Genomic DNA, 13,613 nt, shown 5'->3' on the forward strand with positions numbered 1-13,613 from the left:
GTGGCCGGTGGTGGGGCTCCCCGACGCAGGAGGCACTTCCCTTGGCCCGCCATAGGAAGTCCCGGGCGGACGAGCCGACCGTCTACACGGTCAGCGCAGCCGCACCGGGATACGTCGGCGCGCACCGCGCCGAACCCGACCGCAGGCTCCCGAAGAGACTGGCCGGCGTTGCCGTCGCGGTCGGCATCGTGACCGGAGCGGGCGCGGCGGCACACGCCGTGACCAGCGGCACCCTCAACCCGATGGCCGGCGGCGCCGAGTTCGGCGGACTGCCGGACGAGAACGTCCGCACCGGCAAGGTCGAGACCGTCCACTCGGTGGACCTCGGCTCGGAGACCGCGCGCATCATCCGCCAGGAGCAGCTCACCGCGCTGCACGCCTTCAACCAGGCCAGCGGCGTCGCCCAGAGCGGTTACGCGGCCCGCCAGCAGGCCGCCGCCGAGGCCGCCGCGAAGGCCGCCCACGAGGCCGCCGAGGCCCGCAAGTCGCCGACGCAGCGCCAGGTCGAGGCGTGGGCGCGCGAGGCCATCGCGATCCTCGCCGCCAACGGCACCCCGATCACCGAGGACAGCGTCGACGAGATCTGGACGATCGTCTACAAGGAGTCCGGCGGCAACCCGCGCGCCATCAACACCTGGGACTCCAACGCCGCGCGCGGCACGCCGTCCAAGGGCCTGATGCAGTGCATCGACCCGACCTTCCAGGCCTACAAGCTGCCCGGGCACGACGACATCTACAACCCGGTCGACAACATCATCGCGGGCGTCCGCTACACCTACGCCCGTTACGGCGGCTTCGACCGCCACCCCGGACTGGCCTCCATGCTCGCGGGCGGCGGCTACCGCGGCTACTGAGCCGGCCCGCCACGGCCGCTGAGCGGCCCGGCATGGCCCGGCACAGCCCGCCGTGGCCCGCCACGGCCCCCGTGGCCACCAGATCCCGGCTTCCCGGCGTCAGACTCCCCGGCGTCAGATTTCCCGGCCCGGCACGCGCCCAAACCCGACACGGCACGTGCCGGGCCGGGGTCCGTCGGACGGCGGCCACCGGACGGCGGTCGGTGGTCACCGTCCGACGGGCGACGGCGGTCTCGCGGGCACCGCTCGCGCGGCGCGTCCTGCCTTCCCCGCTCCGGCGGCGAGCGCGGCACGCCGACCCCGGCCCGGTCCACGTCCCGGGCCGCACATCGCCGGCCGCACTCGCCGGTTCGCCGCGAACCCGCGCCCGGCACGGCCCCTGCCGCCGCACCAGCGCGAGCCGCCGCGCTCCACGCCGTGAGCCCGGCGCGACCCCTGCCGTCGCGCACGGGGGCTCCCAGCGCCCCTCACGGCCACCCGGCACGGCCCCTGCCGCCGTGCCCGTGGGCTGCCGCGTCCCTCGCCGCCGGGTCCCGTCCCCGATCGTTCCGGGGGCGTTGTCAGTTCAGCGAGGTGTCCAGTGGGATCAGCGCGCCGCCCAGGAGGTGGCGCGCGCAGTTCGGGCAGATCGGCCAACGCCGCCACGTGTCGCGGCCGCCCGAGTTCGCCGGGATGCACAGCGCCCGGCACACGGCGCGGTAGCGCTCGCCCAGGTGTGCGGAGTGGTGGGTGGGCGCGTTGGCGGGGACCAGGTGTCGTTCTTCGGCGAAGACACCGGGTAACAGGCGACCGGTCGTCACGACTCCTCCCGAAGTCTCGTCCGGGGAGTCCCGATGCTCGATCCGCGGGGTGGGACCGGAGGGTCGGCCGTGGCCAGCGCCGGCACAGCCACGGCGACCGCCTCCGGGTTCGCGGGCGGTGCGGGCCGGGGTACCGACGCGACCGGGCGGGTTTTCCGGTGACGCCACGGCCAGACGGCTCCCCCTTCGCGTCCGGTCGAGGCCCGGCTCCACGGATACCGTCGCCTGCGAACGACTCCAGCATGCGCCGCTTGCCTTACAACCGGCTTACATCGGGTCCAGGCGCGGCCGGGGCACCTCGCCGACGTCGGCCGGCGGCCACACGCGCCGCCACACGACGGAGATCACGTCGGCCCGCGCCACGAAACCGTACTCCCGCGAGTCGGTCGACACAGCCGTGTTGTCCCCGAGCACGAAGAAACTGCCTTCGGGCACGACCACCGCCGCGTCCACGCCGCCCTTCCCGTCCGGCGCGCAACAGGTCCCCTCGGCGGGCCGCTCCAGCACGTGCCACCGCTCGTCCCCGCCGGGCCGGACCAGGACGCGTCCGCCGCTGACGCGCACCTGGTCGCCGCCGACGCCCACGACCCGCTTGACGGCCACGGCGTCGCGCCCCGGCGGCCGGACGGTCACCACGTCGAGCCGCTGCGGCGCGGTCCCGCCGAACGGGTTCGCGAGCACCCGGTCCCCGGCGCGCAGGGCCGGGTCCATGCTGTCGCCCCGCACCGGCGCGGACAACGCGAACCCGACCGCAGCGACGACGAACGCGAGCACCACGGGCACCGCCGCGGCCACCACCCACCAGCGCACCACGTGCCCCCGTTCGGCCCTGAGTACCTGTGATGTTGCGTAACTGTTACTCGAAGTTTCGTCTTCACGCACAGTAACAGAACGCGGATTCAGCGCACAGTGACAACGTTTTTCGACACCAACCAGTACCGGGCGTAGAGCACACCGTTACCCGGGGTTACATGCGACCGAAAGTCACAGTCACTACCAGGCCGGATGGACTCTTGTGTGACCGGCGTCTCCGTTGCACGATCTGCCGACCCGTCCCGGTGCCGACCACTCGCGAACGCCCTCCTCCGGCGGTGGCGCGCACCCTCGGGCGGTTCGAAAGCACGCACCGTAGCGTGCGGGAAGGAGTGCGCAGATGGACGAAGGCAGAACACGGTGGGGCCGCACCGCCCTGGTCGCGCTGCCGGGCCTCGGGCTCGTCGCCGCGATGACGGCGGCGATGGCCAACAGCCTGCTGGCCGCGTCGTTCGCGGTGGCGGGGGTGCCGATCCAGCTCAAGTCCGACGACGTCAGCGGCAGCGGGTTCGCCGGGGTCGTGTCGGCGCGGGCCGGGCAGGGTGTCACCTACGCCGGTTTCACCACCGCCGAGCTGAGCGGCCTGTGCGCGGCCACCACGCCGGAGGTCCTGGGCGTGCCGTTCACGCTGAAGATCACCGCCGGGGACGCGGACCCGAAGACGCGGGAGATCAGCGCCAGCGGGCTGTTGCTCGACGCCAAGCAGCTCAGCGGCAACGCCGAGTTCGACCAGCTCAAGCTCGGCGTGGCCAAGGGCTCGCTGGACCAGGGCCCGGCCGAGGTGCGCGGCGAGACCGGCACCAGCAACTTCGGCCTCCAGGCGGAACGGGCCCGGATCGGCTCGCTGGACGCCGACGCCCTGTCCGCGGCCATCGGCGGCACGTTCAAGCTCGACAACCTCCAGCTCAGCGTCAGTCCGGGCGCCACCCGCTGCTGACCGGCGTGGCGGGGGCCGACCCCGGTCCCCGCCACCTCTTCGGAAGGGGCTTCTGCGACATGCGCTTCACGTGGTGGCGTGCTTTCACCGGCTGGCGCCGCACCCGGCCGTTCTGGGGCGGGCTGGTGATCCTGGTCGGCGCGGCGCCGATCCTGGTCGTGCCGCTGATGGCGATCCAGGTCGTGCTGGGCGGCGGGACCGGCGGGGTGTCCGGGGTGCTGCTCGGGTCGATCCTGGTGGTGCTCGGGTTGAGCGTGTGGTTCAGCCCGGTGACCAGGGTGATCGCCGGGCTGATCGCGGTCCTGGTGGGCCTGGCGGCGTTCCCGCTGTCCAACCTCGGCGGGTTCTTCGTGGGGACGCTGTGCGCTGTGGTCGGCGGCGCGATGGCGGCCTCCTGGGGCAAGACCCGCCCGAAACCCTCGCCGCCCGCGAAGTCCTCAACCACCGCCACCGAGCCACCCGCCGCCGAACCCGCCGAGCCCGCCGACCCACCCGCCGCCGAACCCACCGAGCCGCCCGCCGCCGCCGAACCCGCTGCGCCCGCGACCATCGCCGAGCCGGCGCGTGGAACGTCGCGCGGGCCGGTCGCGTTGGTCGCGCTCGGGCTGTCCGTCGCCCTGCCGCTGACCCTGCTGGCCACCCCGCGCGCCGAGGCCGCCCCCGACCTGGTCCCGGCGACCGACATCAGGGTCACCGCGGGCGCGGGCTGGGTGGGCGGCCTGTACTACCGGGGCAACGAGACCCTCACCGTGGCGGACGGCGCGGGCCGGACGCGGCAGGTCGAGGTGATGCACTGGGTGCTCGACGAGTTCACCGTCCACTCCGACCTCGACCTCAAGGCCACCGCGAGCAACGGCGTCACCTTCACCCTCCGCCAGGAAGCGGCCCCGTTCACCGACAACGCCAGCTTCCGCGCCGTCGGCGAGGACAAGGTGGACCTCTACCTGACCCGCCTCTCGGCCGACCTGATCACCTTCACCCCGACCTGCCACCCGGGCGCGTGGAAGCCGTTCCAGTGCGGGCCGCTGCCGGTGATCGTCCCGCCGCCCCACCTGGAGTACCTGCTGATCGACATGACCGGCCACCACCTGGACATCCCGGCCTACGTCCCGGGCGGTCGCGCCAACCCCGGTCGCATGTGGCTCACCCAGCCGACCCACTGACCTCCGGACCGGCCCACAGCCGGAGCTTCTCGGGGTTGCGCACGGCCCAGATGCGCGTGATCCGGTCGTCCACGACCTCGAACGAGTACACCGACACCGTCACGCCGTCGAGCTGGGCGATCAAGCCGGGCTGGCCGTTGACCGTGCGCTCCAACAGCGTCTGGCGCCGCACCCGGTCCCACAGCAGCACCAGGGAACGCGCGATCCGCTCCGCGCCCTCGATCGGGTGCAGCGTGGTGCTGACCAGGCCGCCGCCGTCGGCGATCGCCGTGACGCCCGGGTCGAGCAGGCCGAGCAGCGCCTCGACGTCGCCGACCTCCAAGGCTTCCTTGAAGCGTTTGACGATCCGGGACCGCCGGGCCGCCGGGGTCGCGGGCGGCTGCGCGGCGCGGATGCGGCGGCGGGCCGAGGACGCGAGCTGCCGGCACGCGGCCGGGGTGCGGCCGGTGATCTCGGCGATGTCGGCGAAGGGGTAGCGGAACACGTCGTGCAGCACGAGCGCGACGCGTTCGGCCGGGGTCATCGCGTCCAGCACCACCAGGAACGCCATGGTGACCGACTCGTCCAGGGTGACGCGGTCGGCGGGGTCGGCGGCGGGCCGGCCGGTGATCCACTCGGCGGGGTCGGGCAGCGGCTCGGGGATCCACTCCCCCACGTACGTCTCGCGCCGCACCCGAGCCGAGGACAGCACGTTCAGGCACAGCCGGCCGGCGACCTTGTTCAGCCACGCGCCCGGCGACTCGATGGCCCGCTGCTGCTCGCGCGACATCGCGTACCAGCGGGCGTAGGTCTCCTGGACGACGTCCTCGGCGTCGGCGAGCGAGCCGAGCAGCCGGTAGGCCAGGTTGATCAGCCGCCGGCGCTCGCCCGTGATCGCGCTCAGCTCTGGGTCCAGCGGGTCGGCTCCGGACTGCGTGGTCATGTTCTCGTCGGCTCCCCTGTGTCGTGTCGTGCCCACCAGTCCGACCGGACAGGGCCGCGAAGTGTCAGCCTGACGTTTCCCGGGGGCGGCCGGTCGAGGTGGTGGGACACCGATCAGGGAGGAACCCGCCATGAACACCCGAGCAGCACACCAGGTCGTCGTCATCGGCGGCGGTTACGCCGGCGCCCTCGCGGCCAACCGCCTGCGGCAGCGCGACGACGTCCGCGTCACGCTGGTCAACCCGCGCCCGGCGTTCGTCGACCGGATCCGGCTGCACCAGTACGCCGCCGGCACCGGCGAGGCCACGGTGGACTACGGCACGCTGCTGGACGAGGAGGTCCGGCTGGTCGTGGACAGCGCCACCCGCGTCGACACCGCCGCCCGGCGCGTGGAGCTGGCGTCGGGCGGGGCGCTGGACTACGACTACGTGATCTACGCGGTCGGCAGCACGTCCGCCGTGCCGTCCGCCGTGCCCGGCGCGGCCGAGCACACCGTCTCCCTCGGGGAACTGGAGTCGGCGCGGGAACTGCGCGCCGCGCTGGACGGGCTGCCGCTCGACGCCCCGGTCACCGTGGTGGGCGGCGGCCTGACCGGCGTCGAGATCGCCGCCGAACTGGCCGAACGGGGTCGTCGCGGGATCGCGCTGGTGTGCGGCGGCACGCTCGCGCCGTCGCTGGGCGTCCCCGGCCGCCGGTACACCGCCAAGTGGTTGGCCCGGCACGAGGTGGAGGTGGTGGAGGCCGACCCGGTCACCGAGGTGCGCCCCGACGCGGTCGTGCTCGCCGGCGGCACGGTCCGCGCGAGCGCGCTGACCGTGTGGACGGCCGGGTTCGCCGTGCCCGGGTTGGCCGCCGCGAGCGGGCTGCGCACCGACGACCTGGGCCGGCTGCTCACCGACGAGACCCTGACCAGCCTCGACGACCCGCGCGTGGTCGCCGCCGGCGACGCCGCCGCCCCGTCCGGGCAGCCGTTGCGGATGAGCTGCCAGGCCGCCGGTCCGCTGGGCGCGCAGGCGGCCGACACCGTGCTGAGCCGGATCGCGGGCGTCGAGCCGGCGGCGATCGACCAGGCCTTCGTGGGTTCGTGCGTGAGCCTGGGCCGCGCGGCGGGTCTGCGCCAGTTCGCCCGCAAGGACGACACCGCGCTCACCCTCTACTTCGGCGGCCGGCTCGGCGCGGCCTACAAGGAGCTGACCTGCGGGCTGGGCGTGGGCAAGATCCGCAAGGAGGCCCGCAAGCCGGGCTCGGTGATCTGGCTGAAGGGCGGCCGGCGGGGGGCGGTGCCGCCGGTCACGACGCCGTGAGCGGGTGGGCGGCAGACCCGGGCTGGGGTTGGCGTCGGGGTTGAGGTTGGCGTCGGGGCTGGGGTTGGGGTCGGGGCTGGGGTTGGGGTCGGGGCTGGGGTTGGGGTCGGGGCTGGGGTTGGGGTCGGGGCTGGGGCTGAGGTTGGAGCTGGGGTTGGAGTCGGACTGGGGTTGATCGGGGACCATGGGAGCGTCGGTGGTTCGCCGTCGGTGGCGGCCGGGGGCCGAGGGTGATGCGGACCCTCGGCCCCCGCGTCCGTCGGCGGCGAGGCCCTGCCAGGCCTGACCGGAATGTCGGCGCCGCCGTGGACGGGAGCCGCCCGGGCTCCGACCCTGCTCTACGCCGGCGGGCGGCCGGGTGGTTCAGCCCGGCGCTGTGGATTCCCGAAGCGCGCAGCGTCTTTACGCGTTCCTTGCGTGTGTGGATCGTCGCGCTGAGCCGTGCCCGCCGGGCGCGCACACTGAGGACGTGGAAGGCAAACGCAAGCGCGGTGAGCTGCGGATCTACCTCGGGGCCGCGCCCGGCGTGGGCAAGACGTTCGCCATGCTCGGCGAGGCGCACCGGCGGCGCGAGCGCGGCACGGACGTCGTCGTCGGCCTGGTCGAGACGCACGGCCGGGACCGGACCGCCGACCGGCTCGCCGGGCTGGAGGCCGTGCCGCGCCGCACCCTGCACCACCGGGGGGCGCAGTTCACCGAGATGGACGTGGACGCCGTGCTGGCCCGCGCGCCCGAGGTCGCCGTCGTGGACGAGTTGGCCCACACCAACGTCCCCGGCTCGCGCAACGCCAAGCGGTGGCAGGACGTCGAGGAACTGCTGGACGCGGGCATCGACGTGCTCTCGACGGTCAACATCCAGCACCTGGAGTCCCTCAACGACGTCGTGGAGCGGATCACCGGCGTCCGGCAGCGCGAGACCGTGCCCGACGAGGTGGTCCGGCGCGCCGGGCAGGTCGAGCTGGTCGACATCACGCCCGAGGCCCTGCGCCGGCGGCTCGCGCACGGCAACGTCTACGCCGCCCACAAGATCGACGCCGCGCTGGGCAACTACTTCCGCGTCGGCAACCTGACCGCGCTGCGCGAGCTGGCCCTGCTGTGGGTGGCCGACCAGGTCGACGTCGCCCTGCTGCGCTACCGGTCCGAGCAGCGCATCACCGACACGTGGGAGACCCGCGAACGGGTCGTCGTCTCGGTCAGCGGCGGCCCGGAGAGCGAGACCCTGATCCGGCGGGCGCGGCGCATCGCGGCCCGGGCGGGCGCGGAGCTGCTGGTCGTGCACGTGCTGCGCGGCGACGGGCTGGCCGGGGTCTCGCCGGAGTCGCTGGCACGGGCCCGCAAGGTCACCGACGACGTGGGCGCGACCTTCCACACCGTGGTGGGCGACGACGTGCCGACCGCGCTGCTGGAGTTCGCGCGCGGGGTCAACGCGACGCAGCTGGTGCTGGGGACGTCCCGGCGGTCGCGGCTGGCGCGGGTGTTCGACGAGGGCATCGGCGCGGCGGTGATCCAGGCGTCCGGGCCGATCGACGTGCACATGGTCACCCACGACGAGGCGCGGCGCGGTCCCCGCTGGCGGGTCGGGCGCAACCCGTTGACCCGGGGTCGGGTGCTGCTGGGCTGGGCGCTGGCGGTCGCGCTGCCGTTCGCGGTGACCGGGGTGGGGGTGCTCGCGCGGGACGGGCTGACGTTCTCCACCGACCTGGTCGGGTTCTTCCTGGCCACGGTGGTGGTCGCGCTGGTCGGCGGCCTGGGCCCGGCGGTCGGCGCGGCCCTGCTCGGCGCGGGGCTGCTCAACTTCTTCTTCACCCCGCCGTACTACAGCCTGGCCGTGGCCACGCCGGAGAACGTGGTGACGCTGCTGGCGATGCTGGTGGTGGCGGTGCTGGTGGCGCTGGTGGTGGACCGGGCGGCCCGCCTGGGCGAGCAGGGCGCACGCGCCCGCACCGAGGCCGCGCTGCTCGCCTCCTACGCGCGGACCGTGCTGACCAGCCCGTTCCCGCTGGCGCGGCTGTTGGAGAAGGTGCGGGAGAACTTCGGCCTGGAGTCGGTGGCGCTGCTGGAGCGCCGCGACGGCGGGTGGGAACGGGTGGCGTGCGTCGGCCCGCGCCCGTGCGGCGAACCCGAGGACGCCGACGTGGACGTGCCGGTGACCGGTGACGTGCACCTGGCGCTGCGCGGCCGGACCCTGCCGGCGAGCGACCAGCGCGCGTTGGAGGCCGCCGCCGGGCAGGCGCTGATGGCGTTGCGGCAACAGCGGATGGCCGCCGAGACCGCCGACGCCCAGCGCCGGGCCGAGACGACCGAACTGCGCACCGCCCTGCTGTCGGCGGTCGGGCACGACCTGCGCACCCCGTTGACCTCGATCAAGGCGTCGATCGGCAGCCTGCGGGCGGTGGACCTGGCACTGTCCGAAGAGGACACCCGGGAGCTGTTGGAGGCCATCGAGGTCTCCGCCGACCGGCTCACCGGCCTGGTGGACAACCTGCTGGACTCGTCCCGCCTGGCCACCGGGGCCGTCGCGCCGCTGCTGCGGGCGGTGACCTTCGACGAGGTGGTGGCCCGGGCGTTGGCCGGCATCGACGACCGGCGCTCGGTGTCGGTGGACGTGTCCGAGGGCCTGCCCGCCGTGCTGGCCGACTCGGGGTTGCTGGAACGGGTCGTCGCGAACGTCATCGACAACGCCCTGCGCCACGGCAGGCTGAGCCCGCGCCGGGTGGTGGACGTGGACGGCGACGGTGCCATCAGCGCCGACGAGCCGGAGATCGCCGTCCGGGCCAGCGCCCACGGCGACCGCGTCGAACTGCGGGTGGTCGACCACGGGCGCGGGTTGCCGAAGAACACCGCCGACGCCGTGTTCGCCCCGTTCCAGCGGTTGGGGGATCGGGACAGCACGCCCGGGGTGGGGTTGGGGTTGAGCGTGGCGAAGGGTTTTGTGGACGCGATGGGTGGGTCGATCGCGGCTGAGGACACGCCTGGGGGCGGGTTGACGATCGTGATCTCGTTGCCGGTGGCTTCGGCTGGTTCGGTGGGTGTGGCGGGTTCGGTGGCTGGTTCGGTGGGTGTGGCGGGTGTGGCGGGGTCGGCGGAGGTTTTGTGAGCAGTGTGTTGGTTGTGGATGACGATCCGCTCGTTCTGCGGTCGTTGCGGATCACGTTGGCGGCGCACGGGTTTTCGGTGTTGACGGCTTCGGACGGGACGTCGGCGGTGGAGGTCTTCGGGGCCGGCGCGCCGGATGTGGTGGTGCTGGACCTGGGGTTACCGGACTTGGACGGGATCGCGGTGATCCGGGCGTTGCGAGAGCGCTCGACGGTGCCGATCGTGGTGTTGTCCGCGCGGGTGGACTCGGCGGACAAGGTGGCGGCTCTGGATGCCGGTGCCGACGACTACGTGACCAAGCCGTTCGAGGTGGGCGAGTTCCTGGCGCGCATCAGGGCGGCCGTGCGCCGGGCCGGGCCGCGACTGGTCGGGGAACCGCCTGTGCGTGCGGCGTCTTTCACGGTGGATTTTGGCGCGAAGCGCATCCGGCGGGGGGATGGGGAGGTTCACCTGACCCCGACGGAGTGGGCGCTGCTGGAGGTGCTCGTGCGGGCCGGGGGTGAGCCGGTGGCCGGTCGTGAGCTGCTGCGGAGGGTTTGGGGGGCGGGGCATGAGGATGCCGGGCACTACTTGCGGGTGTACTTGACGCAGTTGCGGCGGAAGTTGGAGCCGGAGCCGTCTCGGCCGCGGCACCTGATCACCGAGCCTGGGCGTGGTTACCGGTTTGAGCGGTGATGCGCGGCGGTGACCAGCGCGGTGATGCGGGACTGACCAGCGCGGTGATTTGGGCTTGGGCCGGCGTGTGACACCGGGTCGGTGGGCCCGTCGGAGTGGGCGGACCGGCCCGGTGTGAGCACGCTTGCGTGCGGTCAGGCGGGAAGGGGAAGTGCCTGACTGCCCAGGTGGTCGCTTCTTCTGCCGCTCCGGTTCCGCGCTGTGGTTCAGGTCACTTGGGCGCTGCGTTTTTTCAAGATCAAAAGCGAAAAGCGGCGCTCGCCGCGCGGCAGGCCCCCGGGGGGTGGAAGGGCGTCGGTTCGTTCCCCGCACGGCCTGCCGGAGGCAACCACCCTTTGGTCTTCCCCGCAACCGGAAAAGCTGGTTGCGGGGAAGACCAAAGCGCGGTTGGGCTGCGCCCAGGCCGTACGGGGAACGAACCGAGGCCCTTCCTGTGCTTGGCAGCCCGTGGCGCCTGCGGCGCGGTCGGTGGGGTGGGGTTAGTGGGTGGTGTTGATGGTTCTTTGGATCCAGCCGGTGTATGCGGTTGCGTTGGTGTAGAGGCCTGGGCCGTTTGCGCACGGTACGTCCTCGTCGCCTGGGCCGGAGGTGACGCCGATCAGTTCCCATCGGCCCTGCTTGTCGCGTTGGAGTTGAGGGCCGCCGGAGTCGCCGGAGCATGCCATCGCGCCGGGTTTGCGGCTGACCGTGCACAGGCGGGTTCGGTCCGCGAAGCCCGGGGCGCACTCGGATTCCGCGCCGCGGCGGGTGTCCAGTTGTTGGAGGCGTTCGGGGAACTTCCACTCGTCGGGGCCGGCTCCCTCGACCGTGGTGCCGAAGCCGAGCAGGCGGGTCGGGGTGCCGGGTGCGCCGGCTCGGTCGGCGATGCGGATCGGTCGTCGGGTGACCGGGCGGTCCAGGCGGACCAGGGCGATGTCGTTGCGGTTCGGCTGGGTGCCCGGTGCCACCTGGTAGTCCGGGTGGCGCACCACGCGGTCGATGGTGCGGACGGTGCCGCCGGACGTTCGCCGGTCGCTGCCGATGCGCACGGTCCCGTCCGGCACCGCACCCGTCCGCTCCGGGTCGACGCAGTGCGCCGCCGTCACCACCCACCTCGGGTGGATCAGCGACGCCCCGCAGACGCCCTTGGCGCCGCCCGCCGCGGGCACGGTCTCCGGGATCGAGGCCATGAACGGGTAGCGCTCGGTGGAGTCCTCCCCGTTGACGATGGCGCCGGCGGTGCTGGTCGTGGTCGTGGCGGCGAGCGCGCCCAACAGCAGGGCGCCGGCCACCCGGGCCGTTCCACGGCGCACGGACTTCAGTCTCGACATGCTCTTCCTTCGCACTGGGAACGATCAACGAGACCGATCTTTTCCGTTCCCGGTGGACAGGACCATGCGGACAGCCCGCCCGTTGGTGGTAGCGCCTGCGCTACTCAGAAGAGGAGGAGGGCGACGAGCGAGGCGACCGCGAGGAGGTAGGCGACACCGCGGCCCAACCGGTAGCCGTACCCGGTCAGGCTGAGCAGCAGGGAACTCCAAGCGGTGACGACCGGGCCGGCCCACCCGGCGGAGCGGGCGCGTTCGGCGTACCGCAACCGCTGCTTCTCCACCAGCACCGCCGCCGCCTCGGACTCCCGCCCGTCCAGCCGCAGCACGTTCGCCAACCGGTCGTAGGCGTCGGGCGTGAACCGGTCCGTCGCCGACCGCAGCTGCGACAACCGCCGCCGCACCGCGACCCGGTCCTCCAGCCTCGGCTCCAGCCGCCGGTACCCGAACCCGGTCAGCTCCACCCCGCCCCGCGCACCCCACAGGAACCCGTTGTCCCGCAACGTCGCGCACCGGGCGTCCCGCAGGTCGACCCGCCCGCGCGGCGGGTCCTCGACCGCCAGGCGCAGCTCCCACGTCACCAGGCCGCACGCGTCCAGCCGCGCCCCCAGGTGCGCGCCGCGCAGGTCCACCCGGCAGCGGACGGCCGCGCCGGAGAGGTTCACGGTGCCCTGCGCCGCCAAGTCGCCCATCTTCAGCTCACCGGCGATGCGCGCGGCACTGAGGTCCAGCGCGCCGGCCAGGTCCGCGCCCGACAGGTCCAGCACGCCGCCGACGTCCGCGGCGGACAGGCACACGACGTCCTCGACGCGCAGCTGTCCCAGGTCCACGTCACCGGTCACCCTCGCCCGCGTGCCGATGAAGTCCCGCAGTTCCGCGCACGACGCCCTCAGGTCACCACCGACCCGGGCGTCCACCAGGCTCACGCCCGTCCGCACCAGCGCGAACGCCAGGTGCACGTGCCCGGCCACGCGTGCCCGGTCCAGCACCAACGCGTCCGCCTCGGCCGCGCCGAGCACCAGCGAGCCGCCCACCGACGCGCCGACCAGCGACAGCGCCAGCCGGGCCTCGGTGGCGTCCAGGTCGCCGACCAGGCGCACGCGGTCCGCGTTCACGGCACCGACCCGCGCCTGGCGCAGGCACAGCGCCCCGCCGACCCGCGCGTCCGCCAGCAACAGCGAGCCCTCGGCCGTGACGCCGATGCGGACCTCGTTCTCGCCCAGCACACCGCCGCCCACGCGGGCGCCGCGCAGGTCCAGCGACACGCCACCGACCTCGCCGAACGCGGCCCCGGCCAACTGCACGTCCCCGCCCACGCACGCCCGCCGCGCGAACACCGCGCCGACCCGACTGTCCTCGAACGACAGTTCGCCGCCGACCTCGGCGTCACCCAGCTCGACCGCGCCGTGCACCACGGTGCCCGCCAGCACCACGTCACCCCGGCACCGCAGCCGCCGCGCGTCCAGGCCCGGCAGCTCGCAGCCGTGGAACTCCAGCGCGCGCATCGACGCCTCGCGCAGCACCGGAGGTTCGTCGAACCGGCACCGCACGAACCGCAGCGTGCTCGGCGGCGCGTCGGTCAGGTCGAGCACGCCGGTGACCCGGGCGCCGACGACCTCCACGTCCTCGCCCACGAGCTGTGCGGCCGGGACCTCCCCGGTCGTCATCCCCACCCGTCCCCCTTCGGCCCCGGCGTCGCCGGGGGTGGGGCGATGCTAACGGTGCACATGCACCTTCCGCTCC

General features: G+C 73.8%; 11 protein-coding genes and 1 pseudogene. 7 read left to right on the forward strand and 5 right to left on the reverse strand.

Annotated elements, in window-relative coordinates:
• Positions 1-503 precede the first annotated feature (503 nt).
• Positions 504-854, forward strand: a pseudogene (locus ABD126_RS16520) (transglycosylase SLT domain-containing protein); the annotation flags it as partial.
• Positions 855-1,414: 560 nt separating this feature from the next.
• On the opposite strand, the gene ABD126_RS16525 reads toward ABD126_RS16520, so the two are convergent.
• Together ABD126_RS16525 and lepB are read right to left on the reverse strand one after the other, a co-directional pair.
• On the reverse strand, positions 1,415-1,654 hold the full coding sequence (locus ABD126_RS16525) for a hypothetical protein (protein ID WP_343934732.1): 240 nt from the start codon (positions 1,652-1,654) through the stop codon (positions 1,415-1,417).
• A 267-nt stretch (positions 1,655-1,921) separates the two neighbouring features.
• Positions 1,922-2,467, reverse strand: coding sequence for a signal peptidase I (lepB, locus tag ABD126_RS16530; RefSeq protein ID WP_343934733.1), 546 nt, complete (start codon positions 2,465-2,467; stop codon positions 1,922-1,924).
• Positions 2,468-2,807: 340 nt separating this feature from the next.
• Here lepB and ABD126_RS16535 point away from each other — a divergent pair, with 340 nt between their 5' ends.
• Both ABD126_RS16535 and ABD126_RS16540 read left to right on the forward strand, forming a co-directional pair.
• Positions 2,808-3,404, forward strand: a complete 597-nt coding sequence (locus ABD126_RS16535; RefSeq protein ID WP_343934734.1) for a DUF6230 family protein — start codon at positions 2,808-2,810, stop codon at positions 3,402-3,404.
• A 59-nt stretch (positions 3,405-3,463) separates the two neighbouring features.
• The gene (locus ABD126_RS16540; RefSeq protein WP_343934735.1) at positions 3,464-4,567 is read left to right on the forward strand and encodes a DUF6114 domain-containing protein; all 1,104 of its coding nucleotides are present in this window, start codon (positions 3,464-3,466) and stop codon (positions 4,565-4,567) included.
• Here ABD126_RS16540 and sigJ read toward each other — a convergent pair.
• Complete coding sequence (sigJ, locus tag ABD126_RS16545; protein WP_343934736.1) at positions 4,548-5,489, reverse strand: RNA polymerase sigma factor SigJ; 942 nt, start codon at positions 5,487-5,489, stop codon at positions 4,548-4,550. The two genes, ABD126_RS16540 and sigJ, sit on opposite strands and share 20 nt — an antisense overlap.
• A 130-nt stretch (positions 5,490-5,619) precedes the next feature.
• Between sigJ and ABD126_RS16550 the strand changes: the two genes are divergently transcribed.
• From ABD126_RS16550 to ABD126_RS16565, 4 genes are all read left to right on the forward strand, one after another.
• A complete protein-coding gene (locus ABD126_RS16550; protein ID WP_343934737.1) occupies positions 5,620-6,792 on the forward strand; it encodes an NAD(P)/FAD-dependent oxidoreductase in 1,173 nt (390 codons plus the stop codon).
• 4 nt (positions 6,793-6,796) lie between these two features.
• A complete protein-coding gene (locus tag ABD126_RS16555) occupies positions 6,797-6,967 on the forward strand; it encodes a hypothetical protein (RefSeq protein WP_343934738.1) in 171 nt (56 codons plus the stop codon).
• 294 nt (positions 6,968-7,261) lie between these two features.
• Positions 7,262-9,889 (forward strand): DUF4118 domain-containing protein, encoded by a 2,628-nt coding sequence (locus tag ABD126_RS16560; RefSeq protein ID WP_343934739.1) that lies wholly within the window; start codon positions 7,262-7,264, stop codon positions 9,887-9,889.
• Positions 9,886-10,563: a response regulator gene (locus tag ABD126_RS16565; RefSeq protein ID WP_343934740.1), complete on the forward strand. Its 678-nt coding sequence runs from the start codon at positions 9,886-9,888 to the stop codon at positions 10,561-10,563. The genes ABD126_RS16560 and ABD126_RS16565 overlap by 4 nt, the downstream gene beginning before the upstream one ends.
• Positions 10,564-11,042: 479 nt before the next feature.
• Here the strand turns inward: ABD126_RS16565 and ABD126_RS16570 are convergent, their stop codons facing one another.
• A complete protein-coding gene (locus ABD126_RS16570; protein WP_343934741.1) occupies positions 11,043-11,873 on the reverse strand; it encodes a S1 family peptidase in 831 nt (276 codons plus the stop codon).
• Between the two features lie 104 nt (positions 11,874-11,977).
• Positions 11,978-13,537 carry a translocation/assembly module TamB domain-containing protein gene (locus ABD126_RS16575; RefSeq protein WP_343934742.1) on the reverse strand — a complete coding sequence of 520 codons (1,560 nt, stop codon included), beginning with the start codon at positions 13,535-13,537 and terminating at the stop codon, positions 11,978-11,980.
• Positions 13,538-13,613 lie beyond the last annotated feature (76 nt).

Origin of the sequence: Saccharothrix mutabilis subsp. mutabilis, assembly GCF_039521145.1 — a bacterium.
GTDB lineage: Bacteria > Actinomycetota > Actinomycetes > Mycobacteriales > Pseudonocardiaceae > Actinosynnema > Actinosynnema mutabilis.

Bases quoted from the DNA above. Each gene is read 5' to 3' on its own strand.
- ABD126_RS16535 (WP_343934734.1), top strand. From the start codon at position 2,808: ATGGACGAAGGCAGAACACGGTGGGGCCGCACCGCCCTGGTCGCGCTG.
- ABD126_RS16540 (WP_343934735.1), top strand. From the start codon at position 3,464: ATGCGCTTCACGTGGTGGCGTGCTTTCACCGGCTGGCGCCGCACCCGG.
- sigJ (WP_343934736.1), bottom strand. From the start codon at position 5,489: ATGACCACGCAGTCCGGAGCCGACCCGCTGGACCCAGAGCTGAGCGCG.
- ABD126_RS16550 (WP_343934737.1), top strand. From the start codon at position 5,620: ATGAACACCCGAGCAGCACACCAGGTCGTCGTCATCGGCGGCGGTTAC.
- ABD126_RS16570 (WP_343934741.1), bottom strand. From the start codon at position 11,873: ATGTCGAGACTGAAGTCCGTGCGCCGTGGAACGGCCCGGGTGGCCGGC.
- ABD126_RS16575 (WP_343934742.1), bottom strand. From the start codon at position 13,537: ATGACGACCGGGGAGGTCCCGGCCGCACAGCTCGTGGGCGAGGACGTG.